The following is a 19359-nucleotide window of genomic DNA, read 5'->3' on the forward strand; positions in this document are numbered from 1 at the left end:
GGGGTGTGTCAGCGGCGGGCGCGGGACTTCTTGCGCGGAGGCGGCAGCGCGCCCTCGGCGCGCAGTCGGGCCGCGTGCTCGGCGAGTGCCTCCACCAGCGGACCCATCTGTGCCGTCTCCGGCTGGACGTCGACGCGCAGACCGAACTCGATCGCGGTCTCGGCGGTCTTCGGTCCGATACACGCGACGATCGTGCGGGCGTGCGGCTTGCCGGCGATGCCGACGAGGTTGCGCACGGTCGACGACGACGTGAAGCACACGGCGTCGAAGCCACCCGTCTTGATCATCTCGCGGGTCTCGGCGGGCGGCGGCGCCGCCCGGACGGTGCGGTACGCGGTGACGTCGTCGATCTCCCAGCCGCGCTCACGCAGGCCCTCGGCGAGGGTTTCGGTGGCGATGTCCGCGCGGGGTAGCAGGACGCGGTTGACCGGGTCGAACACCTCGTCGTACGGCGGGAAGTCGGCCAGCAGGCCCTCGCTGGACTGCTCGCCCGACGGCACCAGTTCGGGGGTGATGCCGAACGAGCGCACCTTCTCGGCGGTGGCCTCACCGACGCACGCGATCTTCACGCCGGAGAACGCGCGGGCGTCCAGCCCGAACGCCTCGAACTTCTCCCACACCGCACGCACCGCATTGGTGGAGGTGAACACGACCCACTGGTAGCGGCCGTCGACGAGTCCCTTGACCGAGCGCTCCATCTGCGCGGGGCTGCGGGGCGGCTCGACCGCGATGGTCGGCACCTCGATCGGGATGGCGCCGTGCGTGACGAGGCGGTCGCTCATGTCGGCGGCCTGCTCCTTGGTGCGCGGCACCAGGACGGTCCAGCCGTACAGCGCGCGCGACTCCCACCACGACATTTTGTTGCGCTGCGAGACGACCTTGCCGACCGTGACGATCAGCGATCCGACCAGCTCGGAACCGGCGTCGTTGAGCGTCGCGAGGGTGGCCTCGACGGTGCGCTGCTGACGGGTGGTGCCGCGGACGGTGATCGCGGCCGGGGTCTGCGGCGCCAGGCCGTGCTCGACGAGCGCGCTCGCCGTCTCGGCCAGGTGTGCGGACGTCGCGTGCAGCACCAGCGGGCCCGGGGCGGCGGCCAGCGCGGCCCAGTCGACCTCGCCGCGGACGTCGGCCTCGGTGTGGCCCGAGCCCAGCGCCATACCGGCGTAGCTGGGGACTGCAGATCCGGACGGCAGGCCCGGCAGCACCTCGAACACCACCTGGGTGCGGGCGACGGCCGACACCTCCGCGATCACCGAGTCGGTGGTCAGCGGGTCGCCCGAGACGAGTCGGACCACGTCGTGCCCGTTCTTGGCCTCAGCGACGAGGGTCTTGGCGACCTCGGCCGGCTCACCCAGGGCGGGACGGACCTCGGCGATCGGGAGATCGGTTTCCGCGTCGCGGCCGAGTGCGGTGCCGACGAGCGCGGTCACACCCTTGTCCACATCGGGGTCGGTGTACGCCAGCGCGGCCGACGCGAGCACGTCGTGTGCGCGGACGGTGAGCAGCGCCGGATCACCGGGTCCCGATCCCACGAAGAGGATCCGGCCGGGGCTGTTCTTACGGACTCGGCTCATCGGTAGTTCTCCAGTGCGGTCTCATGTCGATAGGTAGTAGAAAGCGTGAAATCGGGCCACGGACGGGCAAGCAGGTCAAGCATCGGCATCACCGTCCTCGGCAATCGTCATCAGATCGCGTGCCCCCAGGTCGAGGAGTTCCCGTGCAACCGCACGCCCCAACTCGTCGGCACGCTCGGGTGACCCCACGAGGGACGCCCGAATCACATCGGAGCCGTCGATCGCGGCAGCGCAGCCGCGAATCGACAGTTCCTCGAAAACTCTGCCGTCGTCGTCCAGCGACTCGACGACCTCGGCGATCGCCCCCACCGGGGCGGTGCAGCCCGCTTCGAGCTCGGCGAGCAGGGCACGTTCGGCGATCACCGCGGCGCGGGTGGCGTGATCGTCGAGCTCGCTCAGAACCGCGATGAGTTCCGGGTTGTCGGAGCGGCACTCGACGGCCAGGGCGCCCTGCGACGGCGCGGGCAGCATCTGGACGGGCTCGAGCGTCTCGGTGATCTCACCGACGCGGCCGATGCGGGACAGGCCGGCCCGGGCGATCACGATGGCGTCGAGCTCGCCCGAGGCGACCTTGCCGATCCTGGTGTCGATGTTGCCGCGCAGCGGCTCGATCTCGAGACCCAGGCCCATCGCTCGAAGCTGGGCGCGGCGGCGGGGCGCCGACGTGCCGATCCGCGAGCCGGCCGGCAGCTCGCCGAGCACCAGACCGTCGCGGGCGACGAGCGCGTCGCGCGGATCCTCGCGCGACGGGACCGCGGCGATCGTCAGGTCGTCGGGCTGCGCGGTGGGCAGGTCCTTGTAGGAGTGGACGGCGACGTCCACCTCGCCGGCGACCAGCGCCTCGCGCAGTTCGGCGACGAACACGCCGACGCCGATGCGCTGCACCGGTCCGGCGGTGACGTCACCCTTGGTCTTGATGATCACCAGCTCGGCGGGATGCCCGGCGGCGATCAGCGCATCGCGCACATGGCCGGCCTGCGTCGTCGCGAGCAGACTGCCTCGCGTGCCGATCCGCAGGGTGCGGGTGTCCGGGCCGACGTTCGGTTCGGTGGCCGGCGACGCGGCCGCATCGGTGCTCATGCCTGCGCATCCTTTCCTGTGATGTCGGGTCCGGTGGTGAATTCGTCCAGATCGATCGGCGCGGCAACCGCCTCCGCCGATCCGGGGCGCAGCTCGAACAGTTCGCGCAGCGCCGCGGCGTACGTGTCGCCGCCGGGCGCGGACGCGAGTTGTTTGACCCGCACCGTCGGCGCGTGCAGCAGCTTGTCGACGACGCGGCGGACGGTGCGCGCCACCTCGTCGCGCTGCGGATCCTCGAGCCCGGGCAGGCGCGAGTCGAGACGCAGCAGTTCGGCCTCGACGACCTCGGCCGCGCGCTGACGCAACGCGGTGACGGTCGGGGTGACCTCGGCGAGACGCTGCGAGGCCAGGTACTGGGAGAGTTCGGAGGCGACGATCGCGCGGGCGGCGTCGGCGTCGGACGCGGCGGCACCGGCGGCCGGATCCCGTTGCAGCGCAGCCATGTCGAGCACGGCCACCTCGGGCAGTCCGGCGACGGCGGGCTCCACGTCGCGGGGCAGACCCAGGTCGCAGATCACGAGCGGACGGTTCGGCTCGCGTCCCGGAGTGGCCAGGGCCCGGTGGGTGTCGGCGAGCGTGACGACGGAACCGACCGCGCCGGTACAGGTGACGAGGACGTCGGACTGCGCCATCGCGTCGGACAGGTCGTCGAAGCTCATCGCGACCGCGTCGACGCCGTTGCCCGCCGCGGTGGCCGCGAGGTGCTCGGCGCGCTCGCGGGTGCGGTTGACGACGATGATGCGGCCGATCCCGGCGCGCGTGAGGTGCGCGACCGACAGGCTGCCCATCGCGCCGGCGCCGACGACGACGGCGGTGCGGCCGACCAGTCCACCGTCACCGAGGATCCCGGAGGCGCGGTCGAGCGCGACGGACACCACGGAGGCGCCGGCGGCGTCGATGCCGGTCTCGGAGTGGACGCGCTTGCCGACCCGCAGCGCCTGCTGCGCCAACTCGTGCAGCGCGCGGCCCGCGGCCTGCTGCGCGTCGGAGGCCGCATACGCGGCACGGATCTGGCCGAGGATCTGCTGCTCACCGATGACCATCGAGTCGAGACCGCTGGCGACCGCGAACAGGTGCTCGGCGGCGGCCTCGCTGTACCGGACGTACGCGTGCTTGTGCAGTTCGGTGAGGTCGAGTCCGGAATGCGCGGACAGCAGGTCACCGATCTCGGTGAGCGCGCCGTGGAAGGCGTCGACGACGGCGTAGATCTCGATGCGGTTGCACGTCGAGACGATCATCGCCTCCGAGATGTGCGCCGACGCGAGCATCCTGTCCGTCAGCTTCGGGCGGTCGGTATCGGTCACCGCGATCCGCTCGAGGACCGAGACGGGAGCACTGCGGTGCGAGATCCCGACGAGAAGCACACTCACGGCCTGATCACCGATCCGTTTCTGGTCGAAGCGCCCACCGCCACGGATGCGGCGGAGACCTGCTGGGGAGACTGTTCCTCGTTGCGCGCCAGGTTGAAGGAGAGCACCTGCATCTCCATCGCGAGATCGACCCGACGCATTTCGACGTGGTCCGGGATCTCCAGCGTGAGCGGAGAGAAGCTGAGAATGCAGCGCAGACCGGCGCCGACGAGCTGATCGCACACGTCCTGCGCGGCGGTGTCCGGGGTGGCGATGACGCCGATCGTGGCGTCCAGTTCGCGGCACGCGTCGGCGAGTTCGGCGACGTCCCGAACCGTCATGCCACCGATGTCGGCGCCGACCAGGGCGGGATCGCAGTCGAACAGACCCACCATCGAGAAGCCGCGGCGGTCGAAGCCGCCGTAGCCGGCCAGCGCCCGGCCCAGGTTTCCGACGCCGACGAGCACCACGCGGTGACCCCGGTCGAGCCCGAGGGCGGATTCGATGCGCGCCCGCAGCCGGGTGACGTCGTAGCCGACACCGCGAACACCGTTGGGGCCCAGGAACGAGAGGTCCTTGCGGAGCTTGGCCGATCCGACGCCGGACGCGGCGGCGAGTTCCTCGCTGGAGACGATGATGGCGCCCTCGTCCGCGAGCACTCCGAGGACCCGCAGGTATGTCGCGAGACGCGTCACCGTAGCCTGGGGGATGTCCCGATGCTGCGCAGCCGAAGGCGTTCCACGCCGAGAAGCGGACGGAGCAGCCCGGGAGACACCGCGGGACACTGCCCCCTGCGTCTCGTGCTGTTCACTCACGTCGATGGTTCCTCGTCCGGTCGGCCGTGTACCCCGGCCTTCACACGAAGGTCCGGGGCGTTTGTTCACACCACGGTAACCGCTTGTGAAGCCATGCACAAAGTTGCTCGACCGCCCTCACACGTGCTCTCACCTGCAAAGCGACCGAACTCGACGGTCCGGCGTGACCCTTCCCACTCGACGATGCGAGCGGGGCCGGAGGCTCGGAATCAGCCCTGCGCGAGGTCGGCGCGCAACCGGTCCTCGTCGACCTCCCAGTAGCTGTGCTCCTTGTCGTCGAGGAGGACGACGGGCAGCCGGTCGCCGTACTCGGCACGCAGATCCGGGTTCTCCGCTGCGGCCTCGTCGACGTCCACGCAGGTCAGTTCCACTTCGAACTCGCTGCAGATCGCCTCGAGCGACTCGCGTGCCGGCAGGCACGCACCGCAACCGGCGCGGGTGAGCAGAGTGATCCGGTGTCGCGACTGTTCCATGCGCTCCAGTGTTCCTCGAGGCTCCGGGCGACGTACGGGAGCGCCCCACCCCTCGGGGTTCCGGACCGTTCCGTTTCGAGACGAACATCACACGCTGCGGACCGCTGCGCCATCCAGCGGGATCGGCACCGACGCGCGGGCTAGGGTGAGCCAGAGGTGAGCCGGAGCTGTCTTCGACACGGGAGGTGCGAGTGCCTGGACGATCACTGCCGAACGGCGCGAAATTCGGTGTGGGTCTGTCCGGGATTCTGCGCCCGGGCCGCCGCAGGATCCGGAACCTGCTGGGGCCGAGCGAGGCCGAGTTGCGCGCCAACCTCGCCGGCGAGGCGAGCGCCGATGCCGCCCTCGCGATCCAGGAAGCCGAGGCCGCGGAGGCCGCAGAGGCGGCGGAGGCGGCTGCCGCCCTGGAGTCCGTCGAACCGGAAGTGGCACCGGACCTGGAGGTCCTCGAACCGCCGACCGAGCCCGTCGTCCCGCGGGACCTCACGGCCGCCGCGTTCTTCGACGTCGACAACACGATGGTGCAGGGCGCTTCGATCATCCACTTCGCGCGCGGTCTCGCCGCCCGCAAGTACCTCAAGACCTCCGACCTGGTCGACTTCGCGTGGAAGCAGGTCAAATTCCGAGTCACCGGCAAGGAGAACAGCGACGACGTCGCGGAGGGCAGGGAGAAGGCGCTGTCGTTCGTCGCGGGACGATCCACGGCCGAACTCGCCCGCCTCGGCGAGGAGATCTTCGACGAGGTCATCGCAGACAAGATCTGGGCCGGCACCCGGGCCCTCGCGCAGATGCACCTCGACGCCGGTCAGCAGGTGTGGCTCGTGACGGCCACCCCCGTCGAACTGGCGCAGGTGATCGCCAAGCGCCTCGGTCTGACCGGTGCGCTGGGCACGGTCGCCGAGAGCAAGGACGGCGTCTTCACCGGCCGCCTCGTCGGCGACATCCTGCACGGACTGGGCAAGGCCCACGCCGTCCGCACGCTCGCGGTCCGCGAGGGTCTCAACCTCAAGCGCTGCACCGCGTACTCGGACAGCTACAACGACGCCCCGATGCTGTCGCTCGTCGGGACCGCGGTCGCCGTCAACCCGGACGCGGACCTGCGCGAACTCGCGAAGACCCGGGGCTGGGAGGTGCGCGATTTCCGCACCGGGCGCAAGGCCGCGAAGGTGGGCATCCCGACGGCGCTGCTGCTGGGTGCGGTCGGTGGGGCCGTGGGCGCGATCCTCAGCCGGCGCCGCGAGCGCGCCCTGCTGACGAGACTCGCCGCCGAGCGGTCCGCCGCGGGACGCGGTCAGCCCATGAAGACGTTGCGGCGCTGCGCCAGAAGTCGGTAGAGCGTCTGCTGGATGATCTCGCGGACGTGGTCGGTGACCTCGAACAGCACCATCGGGTCGTCGGCCTCGGCCGCGTCGTAGGTGTCGGTGGGGATCGGCGTCCCGAACTCGATGTACCACTTGGACGGCAGCGGCACCAGGCCGAGCGGACCCAGGTGCGGGAACAGCGGTGTCACCGGAAAGTACGGCATGTTCAGTAGCCGGGCGAGCGGCGCGATGTCGCCGATCTTCGGGTAGATCTCCTCGGAGCCGACGATCGAGCACGGGACGATCGGCGCGCCGGCCCGCATCGCGGCGGAGACGAAGCCGCCCCGGCCGAACCGCTGCAGCTTGTACCGCTCGGAGAAGGGCTTGCCGATGCCCTTGAATCCCTCCGGGAACACCGCCGCCACCTCGCCGCCGCGCAGAAGTCGCTCGGCGTCGGGGTGGCATGCGAGCGTGTGCCCGGCCTTGCGGGCGATGTTCCCGACGATCGGCATCTCGAACGCGAGGTCGGCCGCGAGCATCCGCAGCGCGCGCTGCTGCGGGTGGTGGTCGTGCACCGCTACCGACGTCATGAGCGCGTCGATCGGCACCACCCCGGCGTGGTTGGCGACGACCAGCGCGCCCCCGTCGGCCGGGATGTTCTCCACACCGCGGACCTCGACCCGGAACCATTTCTCGAACAGCGGGCGCAGCGCGGGAAGGAAGACGCCGTCGGCGAAGTGCGGGTCGTACCCGAACTCGTCCACCTCGTAGTCGCCGGCCAGTCGACGGCGCACGAACCCGGCCGCGCCGGCCACCTGGCCCGCGACCCGGGCCCGCAGTCCGCTGTCGGCCCCGTCGGTCCCGGGACCAGCCTCCCCGATTGCCTCGTGGAGGGGACTCGACTCGGTATCGGTCTCGGTATCGGTCTCGGTGTCGGTGTCGGTGTCGGTCTCGGGTGATATCGGGGGTCGGTCCGCCGCCCGGTCACGCGTCGACCGACCGCGCGCATCCGCATGCAACGGGATCACCTTCGCCACCTCGTTCACCCCAACCCCTTTCGTTCCGGCCCCTCGTCCGCCCCGCTGCCGTCCGTCCCGCTGCGCCGAGCCGTCACCCGCGGCCGCCGCCCGCCCCGACGAGGCCGAGCGCGGTCGCCTCGGCGCGATCGACCCACTCCGGCCGGATCATCGGGGTCAGCCCGGTGCCCCGTACGAAATCGTCGAGGGCCTCGAGGGTCGTCCAGCGCGGTTCGAATCCGAGTTCGGCACGCATCCGGGTGGTGTCGAGTCCGCATCCGAAATGGAAGTAGTCGAGCTGTTCGTGGGTGAAGGACCGCATCTGCGACCCCATCAGGGCCCGTCCGGCGCTGCGGAAGAGCGCGAACGGCATCGGGACCTCGACGCGTCCGGCCCGGCGCACGGCCTGCGACATCATGACGATCCCGTCGCCGGCGACGTTGAACGTGCCGGTCGGCCCGGCGACCGTGGCACGGTGCAGCGCGGCGAGCGCGTCCTCCTCGTGGAGCAACTGCATACGAGCGTCCCGCCCGAGGATGCTCGGCACGATCGGGGACGACAGGTACCGCGCGACCCATCCGTGCCGGTGCGGGCCCATGAGGGGTGCGAGCCGCAGGATGGAGACCGCGATGTCGGGGCGGCGCCGGCCCATCGCGCGCGCGTAGCCCTCGATGTCGACGCAGTCCCGTGCCCAGGCCCCGCGGGGTGGACGGCGCGCCCCCATCTCCTCGGTGAACTTGGCGGGATCGCCGGCGCTACCGCCGTACACGGCGGACGCGGATCGCAGCACCACCTTGCGCACGCTGGGCGACTTCTGGCACACCGCGAACAACTGCATGGCGCCGATGACGTTCATGTCCTTCATGGCCGCGCGGCTGCCCGATCGGGGCGCCTGCGCGACGGTGGCCGCGTGCACCACGGTGTCGACCTCGGCGCCCCTGATGACCTTGCCGATGAAGGGGTTCCGAATGTCTGCCCGCACGAACTCGGCACGGCCCATCCGCCGCATCATGTCCTTGCTGGGCGAGACGGCGTCCACCGCGACCACACGCTCGATGCCGGGGTCCTGGACCAGCCGCGACACCAGGAACCCGCCCGGGAACCGGCTCGCACCCGTCACCAGGACCACCCGCGGCGGCTGCACACCCCGCTCGTCAGGACTCACCGCTACCCCCGTCCATTCACCCCACCGGCGAGCCTAACGAATCCGAGGGGCGAGGCAAGGGTTCCGCGCGAGCCTTTACACCCTGGCAACACGGCCCCGAACACACGGATGCCCGCCACCGCGAGGTGACGGGCATCCGTGAGCAAGTTCTTACTTACCGAGCTTCCGACGCTGGACGCGCGTGCGGCGGAGCAGCTTGCGGTGCTTCTTCTTCGACATGCGCTTGCGGCGCTTCTTGATCACTGAACCCATGGTGGGTGTCCCTCACAGTCTTCTCTAGCGTTCAGCGCACGCCGGTCACGTACGCCTGTGTCTGCCTCTGGCGCTGAGGCCTCGTTGCCATGGCCGCTCTCACGACCCCAGCGCCTGACGACACCGGCTGGCTGGTACGACGACTAACGATCGTACCGGGGCGGATCGGCTCGGCGAAAACCGAGGCCCATCCTTTCCGACTCCGGCGGGTCAGCCGGCGTCGAAATACGAGGTCTGCAGATAATCGTGCACGGCCTTCGCGTGGACGCGGAACGACCGTCCCACGCGGACCGCGGGCAGCTCGCCGCTGTGTACCAAGCGATACACGGTCATCTTCGAGACCCTCATCAAGGCCGCGACCTCGGCGACCGTGAGGAACTGCGTCCCGCCGAGACCGGGCTGCCCTTCCTGTTGTCCCTTGGGGGACCTGTCAGGTTTGTCGATGGATCCCATCTCTTCAATTACCTCCGGCACATGTCGCGCCGCCGGCTTCCCCTCCGGCGGACCAGACACGCACGTGCTGACACGAGCTTAGCGGGACCAGAGGGATTGATGCGACGGGTGTTGCAAACAAGATCGACAATCGCAGTGGCACCGTGCCCCGCGACGCCTATCTCCGGACCCGGTCGGTCAGCTCTGGGCCGCAGCCTGGGCGACGCCGTTCTGCCCGGACGGCTCGATGTCGTGCCGCTTGACGAGCAGGACGATCGCGATCACCGGGTACGCCAGGATCGGCGCGATGGTGCCGAGGTAGAACGTCTGGTCCAGCAGGATGGCGATGCCGCTCAGCAGCGCGAAGTCGAAGAGTCCGTGCATCACCGAGTTGAGCGCGTTACTGCCCGAGACGCGACGGATGAGGTAGAAGAAGTAGCCCGCCAGGCTCACGATGACGGCCTGCGGGATCGCCGACGCCCCACCGTGCCCGAAGACGTTCGACAGGTGAACCACACCGAAGACGAGGCTGGACCACAGTGCGACCTGGCCCTCCCGGAGGCCGTGCCTGCGCAGGACCGTGACGCCGATGCCGCGGAACATTCCCTCCTCGCCCCACCCGACGAACTGCGTCGCGACGAACAGGACGACGACGAACAGCCATCCCTTCTCGGACAGGGCGCTGTAGTTGATGCCCAGCAGGATCGCGACCAACAGGATCGCGGGCACGGCCCACACCCAGCGGTTGACCGGCCGGTCGTCCTTCATGACGGGACGCCACCAACCGAGGGCCGCGACGACGCCGTAGGTGAAGACGAGGGCGATCCCGAGCGGAATCACCATCGTGAAGAACACCCCACGCGTGGTCAGGGTGTCGCTCTCGTCCGCCCAGTTCCCGATCAGGCGACCGCCGAACTGGATGATCGCCAGGTAGACGACCACGATCACGGCGAAAGCCGCATAGGAGACGCTACGGCCGGTGATCCGAGGCGAGGCCTCGTGCTTCTGCGGGTCCACGGCGCAACAGTAGAACTCCTACAGGTGTTCTCGCGCGTCGTGGACACGCATCGCACCACCGTGTCGGGCCGGCGCTCACGCGGCGGCCCGACCGGAAGTTACTCGGGCGCGACGCCCAGTTCCGCCGACCGGTCCCGCGCCGCGGCGAGACCCTCGTAGAACGCGGTCCGGATCCCGCCGCCTTCGAGGGCACGCACGGCGGCTGCCGTGGTGCCTCCCGGTGAGGTGACAGCGGCCCGCAGGTCGTTGGCGCTCTCCCCCGACTCCGCGAGCATCGCGGCCGAGCCGACCATCGTCTGCACGACCAGCTCGCTCGCCGTCGCGCGGGTCAGCCCGAGCGAGACCCCGGCATCGATCATGGCCTCGGCCACGAGGAAGAAGTAGGCCGGTCCGGAACCCGAGACCGCGGTCACCGCGTCGATCTGCGACTCGGGCACCGTGGTGACGGTGCCGACCGTCGCGAGGATCCCGCGGACCAGTTCGAGGTGTTCGGCCTTGACATGTCGTCCGGGCGCGATGGCGCTGGCACCCTGCCCGACGAGCATCGGGGTGTTCGGCATGACCCGCACGACCGGGAACCCGGCCGGCAGCTTCGACTCGTAGCGGGCCGTCGGGATGCCCGCGGCGAGCGAGACGATGATCTGCTCACGCTCGCCGTCGAGGTCGACCTTCGTCAGCGCAGCCAGCACCGAGTCCACGTCGGTGGGTTTGACGGCGACGACGATGACGTCCGCGCCCTCGGCGGCGTCCTCGGGGGTCGTCACCCGGATCGAGTAGGTCGCTGCCAATTCCTCGGCGCGCGGCTCGTACTGCTCCGCGACAACCAGGTCCCGGGTCGCGTGACCACCCTGCAACAGCCCAGAGACCAGCGCCTCGCCGATCTTGCCGCCACCGATCACCGCAATTCTCGTCATGCGGACAGCTTAGGCACTGCGTGCCTGTGCGCCTTTTCGGTAGCCCCCACTACCGAAAAGGCGCACGGGCGCCGAAGGCGCCTAGCGCGGGATCATCGCGAGCTGGCGGCTCTGCACGACGACCGCGCCCGTCGAGTCGAGGACGGTGTGATCCTCCTCGAACCACGTGTCGCCCAGCACGGTCGAGCTCGCCATGACGCGCAGCCAACCGGGTGCGGGCCGGCGCCGCAGATACGTCGTCAGCTGGACGGTGGGTGCCCAGCCGAAGATGCCGCGGTTCATCGTGACGGGCGCACAGATGTCGCCGGTCATGATCGCGAACAGGGCCGCGGTGCCCGGGTCCTCCTCGTCGCCGGCCCACGGCCGCGCCCACATCCGGACCTGGGGCTCCCCCTGCGTGCCGCTCAGGAAGTGCGCCGACGAACCGTCGACCCTCAGGTCGCAGCCCTGCGAGACGTGCACGATCTGCGCCATCGGATGGTCGGCGACGAGCGCGTGCGCCTCGGCGGGCGGTTCGACGGGCAGTTGCGCGAGCGCCTGCTCCTCGGCGTAGTGCGGCTCGCCCGCGTCGGGCACGCCCAGGGTGACCGCGGCGTGCACGGCCGGGCGGCCCTTCTGCGACAGCTCGACGTCGACGAGCGAGACCTGGCGGCCTCGCTTGCGGACGGTCGCGACGATGTCGACGTCGCCGGGATCCGGGGCCGCGAGGTAGTTGGCGCTGACGGCCAGCGGCTGCACGGCGGGATCCACGGGCATGGCCGACGGCGCCGTGGCGGCCAACTCACGCCGGGCTGCGGCCGCACAGACGGCCATCATGCAGCCGCCGTGCACCTTGGGGCCGATCGTCCACATCGGATCGATGTGGGCCGTGTACCGGCCGTCGCCGGCCCGGTCGACGGTGGTGAGGTCCCGGAACGGGTGAGTGGTCACGGCTGATCCTGTCTGTCGGGGGTGTCGAAGTCGTCGAAGGTCCGGCCCGCGAATCGCGCGGCGCCGATGTCCTGGTGGGCGAGCCTGCGCAGAGCGGCCAGCACGGGTTCGTAGATCGCGGTACCGAGAACCGCGTACTCGATCGCGGATTCGGCCGAGTCCGTCGGCATCAGATCCAGATCGATCTCCGCGATGCCCCGGACGTGGCGCGCGTACGCGTCGAGCCGCTCGTCGGTCATCGGGATGCCGACGTCCTCGGCGGCGGCGAGCGCCCGTTCCAGTTGCGCGACAACGGGGTACGCCGGTGCGTACACCTGACCCAGTCGCTCGAGCACGGCGCGGGCGCGCGGATAGTCGGCGCTGCGCTCCTCCCCCGCGGCGGGATACGGCGGCAGTGCGGCGAGGGCCCGGCCGATCGTCTCGAACACGGTGTCCGCGGGGTTGTCGACCAGTCCGACGATCGTGCGGATCCTGCCGAGCGGCAGTCCCACGCCGGCGAGGGCCTTGACGAGCGCGAGCCGTCGCACGTGCTGCTCGCCGTACTCGGCCTGCGTCGCGCTGCTCGCCGCGCCGGGCATGAGCAGCCCCTCACGCAGGTAGTACTTGACGGTCGCGAGCGGTACGCCGCTCACCGCGACCAGTTCGGACACCCGCACGTCGAGCCTCTCCCGCTTGACACCCGGTCACCCCGGGTCGACCATGAATCCGGATTGGATAGTTGAACTATCCAATCCGGGTCCGAGCCTACCGCACACCGAGGAGCTCCCCATGATGGATCCCGTTCTCACGATCGTCGTCGGCGTCACCGTGCTCACGGTGGTGGGCATCGCGTCCGGGGGCGCGTTCCTCCTCCGCATCCTCACCGGACACCAGGGTGCCAATGCCCTGCAGAAGAGCTTCTTCCGCGCCGGTCACGCCCACGCGGGCGTGCTGGTCACGCTCGGCATCCTGCTCGCGACGCTCACCGCGGTCGTCGACGCGAGCCCCGGCTGGGCCGCGACCGGTGCGATCGCGGTGCTCGTCGCCGCGATCTTCATTCCCGCCGGGTTCTTCCTGTCGGTCCTCGGCCGGGACCCCGCGAAGCCCGGGCCGATGATCGCGTCGATCTGGCTCGGCGCGGCATGCCTGGTGGCGGGTCTGGTCATCTCGGGGATCACCGTGATCAGCGCGGGAGTGGCCGCGCTGTAGACGTCAGCGCAGGTTCTCGCGCGCGAAACTGAGCGCCTCACCGAGCATCGAGGCCCGCTCCGGCCGCGTCCGCGCGTTCTGCGTGTTGATCTCGACCACGATCTGCCCGGCGAACCCGCTGTCGTGGAGGTGGCGGAACACCTCGACGCACGGCTGACTCCCGTGTCCGGGAATGAGGTGCTCGTCGACCGAGGCGCCGCGACCGTCCGCGAGATGCAGGTGCGAGAGCCCGCCGCCCATCCGACGGGCCAGATCGAGCGCATCCATCCCGGCGGTCGCGGTGTGCGAGAGGTCGAGCGTGTAGTGCCGGTGACCGGAATCGGTGGGGTCGTACGAGGGGCTGAACGCGGACAGCGCCGCCCCCGGTCCCCCGCGCCTGCGCAGTCGTTCGGCGCTCTTCTCGCGGCCACCGAAGAAGCTGTCCGCGCGCATCGGGAACATGTTCTCCACGGCCACGATCGTGCCGGTCTTCTCCTCGAGGCGCTCGACCTGGTCGGCGAACCCGTCGGCGTACCGACGCTGCCAGCGGAACGGCGGATGCACCACCACGTTGGACGCGCCCAGCGCCTCCGCGGCCTCCACCGAGCGGTCCAGCTTCGCGATCGGGTCCGACCCCCACACACGCTGGGAGATCAGCAGGCACGGCACGTGGAGGGCCTGCACGGGTATCGCGTACTTGCGGACCAGACGCTTGACGGCGGAGATGTCCTGGCTGACGGACTCGGCCCACACCATCAGCTCGACGCCGTCGTAGCCGACCTCGGCCGCGTAGCGGAACGCCGCCTCGGTGTTCTCGGGGTAGACGGACGCCGTGGACAGCCCGACGAGGATCTTCCGATCCGGCATCCGCGCCCTCCCCACGACTCCGCTCCGCCCGCGTCCGGTCAGCTCGTGCCGAGCAGGAAGGCCAGCGGTCCGAGTGTCACGAACACACCCGCGACGACCGCGATGACCAGACTCGTGATGTCGTCGGTGCGACGCAGGATCCGAACCATCGCCACCAACCCGACGATCACCAGGACCGCGAGGATCAACGCCACCATCGGCAGCATGTCCCAAAGCTTCTCGAAGCCCTTGAACATCAGTGCACCCGCGACGAGGGCCACCGCGCCCTGCCCCAGCAGCACCGCCCACTGCTTCGCGGCGCTCGGCTCCGCGGGCAGATCTTCGGGGGCAGCGGGGCTCTCGTCGTCACGGTCGACGTCCGTCGCGGCGACGGCGTCCGGGGTGGGCGCCGAAGCGCCGTCCCGCCGGAGCAGATCGCCGGCGACGGCCTGGCCGGACAGCAGCCGCGGTTCCGGCTCCACACTGTGCGCGAGGGACGGGGCCGGGACCGGCTCGAGAACCGTCGTCGTCGCCGACCTCCAGCCGGTGTCGACCTTGCGGTCGTCGGCCTTGCGGTCGCCGGCCGCAACAGCCGGGGTGATCAGGGTCGGGGCGTCGTCGGCAGGCTTCTCGGGAGCGGGCTTCTCGTCGGGCTTGTCCGCGGCCGCCTTGTCCGTGGCCGTCTTGTCCGTGGCCGTCTTGTCCGTGGCCGTCTTGTCCGCGGCCGCCTTGTCCGCGGCCGCCTTGTCGGCAGCCGCCTTGTCGGCAGCGTCGGCGTCGGCGAGTGAGAAGGCGGCCGTGGCGTCGAGGTCCCGCTTCGGCGCGGCCTCGGCCGCCTCTGCCTTCACGGCCTCCGCAGCCTTGGTTTCGGAGGGTTCCGGCTTCTCCGGCTCGGCCTGCTCGACGACGGGAGCCTCGGGGGCGGGCGACTCGGGAGCGGACGTCTCGGCGGCCGGCGTCGCGCTCTCGGGCGTCTCCGACTCGCTCTCGGGCGTCTCCGACGTCGGGGTTCGGACGGCCTGGAACTCACCGGTCAGCTCGGCGACGGAGATGCCGCCCTTGACTCCGCGACGACGTCGGCCGCCGCCACCGGCACCGACACGCTGGCCGTTGCGGGCCAGCAGTTCTGCAACCGAGATTGCTTGGCTGTCGCCTTCGGGCTCAGTCATCGAGCGCTCACCACCAGTTCTCCACCCATGTCCGTATCGAGCTTGCGAAGAATCAGACCCTCACGCAGTGCCCAGGGGCAAATCTCGAGGGCGTCGATCCCCAGCGCGCGCATGCTGGCCTCCGCAACGAGAGCCCCGGCGACGATCTGTTGGGAACGGTCGGAGCTCACGCCCTCCAATTCTGCACGGTCCGCCGCAGTCATCCGCGAAATGAACGCGATCAGCTGCCGCAGCCCGCTCGCGGTGAGGGTGCGCTTGACGCGCGGACCTGCACCGGAGGGCGCGGCGCCGGTGAGCCGGGCGAGAGATCGGAAGGTTTTGGAGGTACCGACGCACAGGTCCGCGCCGCCAGACGCGCGCAACTGCTTCGCGGGCGTGGCCAGTTCGGCGTCGAGCCAGTCCCGCAGGACCGCGACGCGGCGCTTGCCGGGCGGATCCTCCTGCAGCCAGTCCCGCGTGAGCCGGCCGGCGCCCAATTGCAGCGAGAAGGCGACGTCGGGATCCTCGTCGCCGCCGCACGTCAGCTCGAGCGAGCCGCCACCGATGTCGAGGTTGAGGATGCGTCCGGCGCTCCACCCGTACCAGCGGCGCACCGCGAGGAAGGTCAGCCGGGCCTCGTCGACGCCCGACAGCACCTCGAGGTTCACACCGGTCTCGGTGCGCACACGGGCGAGGACGGCGTCGGAGTTGTTGGCGTCCCGCACGGCGGACGTCGCGAAGGCCATCAGCTCGCCGCACCTCGAGGACCTGGCGATACCCGCGAAGTCGTGCACCGTCGCGACCAACCGGTCGGCACCGATCGAGGTGATGTCCCCGCGGTCGTCCGTGTTCTCCGCGAGCCGTAGAGCGGCTTTCGTCGAACTCATCGGGGTGGGGTGCCCACCACGATGTGCGTCCACCACGAGAAGGTGGACGGTGTTGCTTCCGACGTCGAGTACCCCAAGGCGCACAGGGTCACGGTACTGGGTCTACCGTCGGGCACTGTGACAGCAGGCAGCACCGACAGGTCCCACAAGTTGGCTCCCGCGCCCGAAGTCGATATGGATTTCCCCCGCGAGTGGGTGCAGTTCGTCGATCCGGAGAACGCCGAGCACACCATCAAAGCCGACATGACGTGGCTCCTTTCCCGCTGGACCTGCGTGTTCGGCACGCCCGCATGCCAGGGCACGGTCGCCGACCGACCCGACGACGGCTGCTGCTCGCACGGCGCGTTCCTGTGCGACGAGGAGGACCGCGCGAAGCTGGACAACGCGGTGAAAATGCTCACACCGGACGACTGGCAGTTCATGGAGAAGGGCCTCGGCAAGAAGGGGTACCTCGAGGAGGACGACCTCGAGGACGAGCCGGCGCTGCGCACCCGCAAGTACAAGGGCGCGTGCATCTTCCTCAACCGGCCTGGACATCCCGGAGGCATCGGGTGCGCACTGCACCAGATGGCGCTCCGCAAGGGCATCGAGCCGCTCGAGGTGAAGCCCGAGGTGTGCTGGCAGCTGCCCATCCGCCGCACGCAGGAGTGGGTGGACCGGCCCGACGGCGAACAGATCCTCGAGACCACGATCACCGAGTACGACCGCCGCGGCTGGGGCGAGGGCGGCGAGGACCTGACGTGGTACTGCTCGGGCTCTCCCGACGCGCACGTCGGCACCCGTCCGGTGTGGCAGTCGTACGCCCCGGAACTCACAGAACTGCTCGGCAAGCCCGCGTACGACGAACTGGCGTCGCTGTGCCGCCGCCGCGAAGGCTTGGGCCTCATCGCCGTGCACCCCGCGACCACCGCCGCGCAGGCGAAGACGCAGCGCGGCTGAGCCCTGACAGCCGAATGTCACACGCGTTCAGTCCACCTGGACGCGTGTGACATTCGGCCGGGGAAGGGTCACTCCTCGAGCTTGTACCCCAGGCCACGAACCGTCACCAGGTGCTTGGGCTTGCCGGGATCGCCTTCGATCTTGGCGCGCAAACGTTTGACGTGGACATCGAGCGTCTTGGTGTCGCCCACGTAGTCCGCGCCCCACACCCGGTCGATCAGCTGCCCGCGGGTGAGCACCCGGCCCGAGTTGCGCAGCAGGTACTCGAGCAGGTCGAACTCCTTGAGCGGCAACGTGACCGGATCGCCGTTCACGTGGACCAGGTGGCGCTCGACGTCCATCCGGACCGGGCCGGCGGCGAGCACACCGTCGTCGACGTCGCCGGCCGCGTCGCTGTCGGTACCCCGCCGCAGCACCGCCCGGATCCGGGCGATCAGCTCTCGCGCCGAGTACGGCTTGGTGACGTAGTCGTCCGCACCGAGCTCGAGGCCGACGACCTTGTCGATCTCGCTGTCCCGGGCGGTGACCATGATGACCGGCACCGAGGACTTCGCACGCAACTGCTTGCAGACGTCGGTCCCGCTCATACCGGGCAGCATGACGTCGAGCAGGACGATGTCGGCTCCGGAACGCTCGAACGCTGCCAGCGCGGACGGCCCGTCACCCACGACGGTCGTCTCGAAGCCCTCCTTGCGGAGCAGGAAGGCCAGCGGATCGGCCAGCGATTCCTCGTCCTCCACGATCAGCACACTCGTCAACGGTTGGCCTCCAGGCTCGTGGCGGCGGCGCCTCGCGCCGCGGCCTTCTTGTCGATCATCGATGAATCACGACCCTCGCCCGCCGCGGCGGACTCGGGTGGAACGGTTTCGAAATGCGCGGGGATGCGCAGGGTGAACGTGGACCCGGTACCGGGCCGGCTCCACAGGTCGATGGATCCGTTGTGGTTGGCGGCGACGTGCTTGACGATCGCCAGGCCCAGCCCGGTGCCGCCGGTCGCCCGGGAGCGGGCCTTGTCGACGCGGAAGAACCGCTCGAAGACGCGTTCCTGGTCCTCCTTGGCGATGCCGATGCCGCGGTCGGTGACGGCGATCGCGACGTCGTTCCCGCGGACGGTGCGGCTCACGGAGACCGGGGTGCCCTTCGGCGAGTACGCGATGGCGTTCTCGACGAGATTCGACAGCGCCGTCACCAGCAGCGTGCGGTCGCCCATCACCTCGAGTCCGCTGGGCGCGTCGGCGTGGACGGTGATGTCCGCGGCCTCGGCGGCCACGCTCGACCGGCGCAGCGCCTCGGCGATGACGTCGTCGACGTCCACCACCTCGAGATCCGGCAACTTCTCCGCACCCTGCAGCCGCGACAACGCGATCAGTTCGGTGACCATGTTGCCCAGACGAGCGGACTCGCTCAGCACCCGCTGACCGAAGTAGCGGACCGAATCGGGATCGTCGGCCGATTCGAGCAGTGCCTCCGCGAGCAACCCCATCGCACCGACCGGGGTCTTCAGTTCGTGGCTCACGTTGGCGACGAAGTCACGGCGGGTGGCCTCCATCCGCACCTGCTCGGAGTCGTCGTCAGCGAACACCACGACGAATCGGCGGTCCTCGTCGCTCAGCCGCCGCGCGACGCCGCGCACCGCGATCTTGTCGCGGCCACGCTGCGGCGTGCGGGCGGTCAGGTCGACCTCGACCGACTCCCCCGTCGCGAGCACCTCGGTCGCTGCGACCCATGCGCGGTCGTCGAGCATTCGGTTGCGGACCAGCCCGAGTTCCTCGGCCCGCGGATTGACCAGCACGACGTCGTTGAACTTGTCGACGACAGCGATGCCGCTCTCGGACGTCAGGACGATCAGATCGAGCACCTGGGACATCGTCAGGCCCGCCTGGGCCTGCTGCCGCTCGGCGTGACGCCTGCTCAGTCGGGGAACGACGACCCCGCCGACGACGTAACCGACGATCGCGGTCGCGACGGCCAAGATTACGGCCTGAACAACAGTCACACGTGAATCGTACGTTCGCACGGACAGCGCACGAAGGCGGGTGTGACCGTTTTCTCGC

General features: G+C 70.1%; 21 protein-coding genes. 3 read left to right on the top strand and 18 right to left on the bottom strand.

The window, feature by feature from the left end:
* Nucleotides 1-8: 8 nt before the first annotated feature.
* From ABEU20_RS20990 to ABEU20_RS21010, 5 genes are all read right to left on the bottom strand, one after another.
* Nucleotides 9-1574: a bifunctional uroporphyrinogen-III C-methyltransferase/uroporphyrinogen-III synthase gene (locus tag ABEU20_RS20990; RefSeq protein WP_420166319.1), complete on the bottom strand. Its 1566-nt coding sequence runs from the start codon at nt 1572-1574 to the stop codon at nt 9-11.
* A gap of 75 nt (nt 1575-1649) precedes the next feature.
* Entirely contained in the window at nt 1650-2654 is a 1005-nt protein-coding gene (gene hemC / locus ABEU20_RS20995) for a hydroxymethylbilane synthase (RefSeq protein WP_420166320.1), read from the bottom strand.
* Nucleotides 2651-4024, bottom strand: coding sequence for a glutamyl-tRNA reductase (locus ABEU20_RS21000; protein ID WP_420166321.1), 1374 nt, complete (start codon nt 4022-4024; stop codon nt 2651-2653). Before ABEU20_RS21000 ends, hemC begins: the two co-directional genes overlap by 4 nt.
* A complete protein-coding gene (locus tag ABEU20_RS21005) occupies nt 4021-4788 on the bottom strand; it encodes a redox-sensing transcriptional repressor Rex (protein ID WP_420166567.1) in 768 nt (255 codons plus the stop codon). Before ABEU20_RS21005 ends, ABEU20_RS21000 begins: the two co-directional genes overlap by 4 nt.
* 239 nt (nt 4789-5027) lie before the next feature.
* Nucleotides 5028-5291, bottom strand: coding sequence for a glutaredoxin family protein (locus ABEU20_RS21010; protein WP_420166322.1), 264 nt, complete (start codon nt 5289-5291; stop codon nt 5028-5030).
* Nucleotides 5292-5482: 191 nt separating this feature from the next.
* Here ABEU20_RS21010 and ABEU20_RS21015 point away from each other — a divergent pair, with 191 nt between their 5' ends.
* The gene (locus tag ABEU20_RS21015) at nt 5483-6625 is read left to right on the top strand and encodes an HAD family hydrolase (protein WP_420166323.1); all 1143 of its coding nucleotides are present in this window, start codon (nt 5483-5485) and stop codon (nt 6623-6625) included.
* Here the strand turns inward: ABEU20_RS21015 and ABEU20_RS21020 are convergent.
* From ABEU20_RS21020 to ABEU20_RS21055, 8 genes are all read right to left on the bottom strand, one after another.
* Nucleotides 6583-7638 (bottom strand): lysophospholipid acyltransferase family protein, encoded by a 1056-nt coding sequence (locus tag ABEU20_RS21020; RefSeq protein ID WP_420166324.1) that lies wholly within the window; start codon nt 7636-7638, stop codon nt 6583-6585. The genes ABEU20_RS21015 and ABEU20_RS21020 overlap by 43 nt on opposite strands.
* Nucleotides 7639-7702: 64 nt before the next feature.
* Nucleotides 7703-8773, bottom strand: a complete 1071-nt coding sequence (locus ABEU20_RS21025; RefSeq protein ID WP_420166325.1) for an NAD-dependent epimerase/dehydratase family protein — start codon at nt 8771-8773, stop codon at nt 7703-7705.
* Nucleotides 8774-8923: 150 nt separating this feature from the next.
* Nucleotides 8924-9025: a 30S ribosomal protein bS22 gene (locus ABEU20_RS21030; protein ID WP_003402602.1), complete on the bottom strand. Its 102-nt coding sequence runs from the start codon at nt 9023-9025 to the stop codon at nt 8924-8926.
* Between the two features lie 210 nt (nt 9026-9235).
* Nucleotides 9236-9478, bottom strand: a complete 243-nt coding sequence (locus ABEU20_RS21035) for a helix-turn-helix domain-containing protein (protein ID WP_420166326.1) — start codon at nt 9476-9478, stop codon at nt 9236-9238.
* Nucleotides 9479-9655: 177 nt separating this feature from the next.
* The gene (locus tag ABEU20_RS21040; protein ID WP_420166327.1) at nt 9656-10474 is read right to left on the bottom strand and encodes a CPBP family glutamic-type intramembrane protease; all 819 of its coding nucleotides are present in this window, start codon (nt 10472-10474) and stop codon (nt 9656-9658) included.
* A gap of 98 nt (nt 10475-10572) precedes the next feature.
* Complete coding sequence (proC, locus tag ABEU20_RS21045; protein ID WP_420166328.1) at nt 10573-11388, bottom strand: pyrroline-5-carboxylate reductase; 816 nt, start codon at nt 11386-11388, stop codon at nt 10573-10575.
* An 81-nt stretch (nt 11389-11469) separates the two neighbouring features.
* Nucleotides 11470-12318: a thioesterase family protein gene (locus ABEU20_RS21050; RefSeq protein WP_420166329.1), complete on the bottom strand. Its 849-nt coding sequence runs from the start codon at nt 12316-12318 to the stop codon at nt 11470-11472.
* The gene (locus ABEU20_RS21055; RefSeq protein ID WP_420166330.1) at nt 12315-12974 is read right to left on the bottom strand and encodes a MerR family transcriptional regulator; all 660 of its coding nucleotides are present in this window, start codon (nt 12972-12974) and stop codon (nt 12315-12317) included. Before ABEU20_RS21055 ends, ABEU20_RS21050 begins: the two co-directional genes overlap by 4 nt.
* 115 nt (nt 12975-13089) lie before the next feature.
* Between ABEU20_RS21055 and ABEU20_RS21060 the strand changes: the two genes are divergently transcribed.
* Nucleotides 13090-13506 carry a hypothetical protein gene (locus ABEU20_RS21060; protein WP_420166568.1) on the top strand — a complete coding sequence of 139 codons (417 nt, stop codon included), beginning with the start codon at nt 13090-13092 and terminating at the stop codon, nt 13504-13506.
* Between the two features lie 3 nt (nt 13507-13509).
* On the opposite strand, the gene ABEU20_RS21065 is transcribed toward ABEU20_RS21060, so the two are convergent.
* The 3 genes from ABEU20_RS21065 to ABEU20_RS21075 are packed head-to-tail and all read right to left on the bottom strand — an operon-like array spanning nt 13510 to nt 16450.
* A complete protein-coding gene (locus ABEU20_RS21065) occupies nt 13510-14352 on the bottom strand; it encodes a sugar phosphate isomerase/epimerase family protein (protein WP_420166331.1) in 843 nt (280 codons plus the stop codon).
* 38 nt (nt 14353-14390) lie between these two features.
* The gene (locus ABEU20_RS21070) at nt 14391-15500 is read right to left on the bottom strand and encodes a hypothetical protein (protein WP_420166332.1); all 1110 of its coding nucleotides are present in this window, start codon (nt 15498-15500) and stop codon (nt 14391-14393) included.
* Nucleotides 15497-16450 carry a Ppx/GppA phosphatase family protein gene (locus tag ABEU20_RS21075; protein ID WP_420166333.1) on the bottom strand — a complete coding sequence of 318 codons (954 nt, stop codon included), beginning with the start codon at nt 16448-16450 and terminating at the stop codon, nt 15497-15499. The genes ABEU20_RS21070 and ABEU20_RS21075 overlap by 4 nt, the downstream gene beginning before the upstream one ends.
* 66 nt (nt 16451-16516) lie before the next feature.
* On the opposite strand from ABEU20_RS21075, the gene ABEU20_RS21080 reads away from it, so the two are divergent.
* Nucleotides 16517-17305 carry a hypothetical protein gene (locus tag ABEU20_RS21080; RefSeq protein WP_420166569.1) on the top strand — a complete coding sequence of 263 codons (789 nt, stop codon included), beginning with the start codon at nt 16517-16519 and terminating at the stop codon, nt 17303-17305.
* Between the two features lie 68 nt (nt 17306-17373).
* Here ABEU20_RS21080 and ABEU20_RS21085 read toward each other — a convergent pair whose 3' ends face one another.
* The gene (locus tag ABEU20_RS21085) at nt 17374-18063 is read right to left on the bottom strand and encodes a response regulator (RefSeq protein ID WP_420166334.1); all 690 of its coding nucleotides are present in this window, start codon (nt 18061-18063) and stop codon (nt 17374-17376) included.
* Nucleotides 18060-19301, bottom strand: a complete 1242-nt coding sequence (locus ABEU20_RS21090; RefSeq protein ID WP_420166335.1) for a sensor histidine kinase — start codon at nt 19299-19301, stop codon at nt 18060-18062. Before ABEU20_RS21090 ends, ABEU20_RS21085 begins: the two co-directional genes overlap by 4 nt.
* Between the last annotated feature and the right edge of the window lie 58 nt (nt 19302-19359).

The organism is Rhodococcus parequi, assembly GCF_046042785.1.
Lineage (GTDB): Bacteria > Actinomycetota > Actinomycetes > Mycobacteriales > Mycobacteriaceae > Prescottella > Prescottella parequi.

What these genes read in the sequence shown, in the direction of transcription:
- ABEU20_RS21060 (WP_420166568.1), top strand. Translation starts at nt 13,090, where the DNA reads ATGGATCCCGTTCTCACGATCGTCGTCGGCGTCACCGTGCTCACGGTG.
- hemC (WP_420166320.1), bottom strand. Translation starts at nt 2,654, where the DNA reads ATGAGCACCGATGCGGCCGCGTCGCCGGCCACCGAACCGAACGTCGGC.
- ABEU20_RS21010 (WP_420166322.1), bottom strand. Translation starts at nt 5,291, where the DNA reads ATGGAACAGTCGCGACACCGGATCACTCTGCTCACCCGCGCCGGTTGC.
- proC (WP_420166328.1), bottom strand. Translation starts at nt 11,388, where the DNA reads ATGACGAGAATTGCGGTGATCGGTGGCGGCAAGATCGGCGAGGCGCTG.
- ABEU20_RS20990 (WP_420166319.1), bottom strand. Translation starts at nt 1,574, where the DNA reads ATGAGCCGAGTCCGTAAGAACAGCCCCGGCCGGATCCTCTTCGTGGGA.
- ABEU20_RS21035 (WP_420166326.1), bottom strand. Translation starts at nt 9,478, where the DNA reads ATGGGATCCATCGACAAACCTGACAGGTCCCCCAAGGGACAACAGGAA.
- ABEU20_RS21030 (WP_003402602.1), bottom strand. Translation starts at nt 9,025, where the DNA reads ATGGGTTCAGTGATCAAGAAGCGCCGCAAGCGCATGTCGAAGAAGAAG.
- ABEU20_RS21070 (WP_420166332.1), bottom strand. Translation starts at nt 15,500, where the DNA reads ATGACTGAGCCCGAAGGCGACAGCCAAGCAATCTCGGTTGCAGAACTG.
- ABEU20_RS21065 (WP_420166331.1), bottom strand. Translation starts at nt 14,352, where the DNA reads ATGCCGGATCGGAAGATCCTCGTCGGGCTGTCCACGGCGTCCGTCTAC.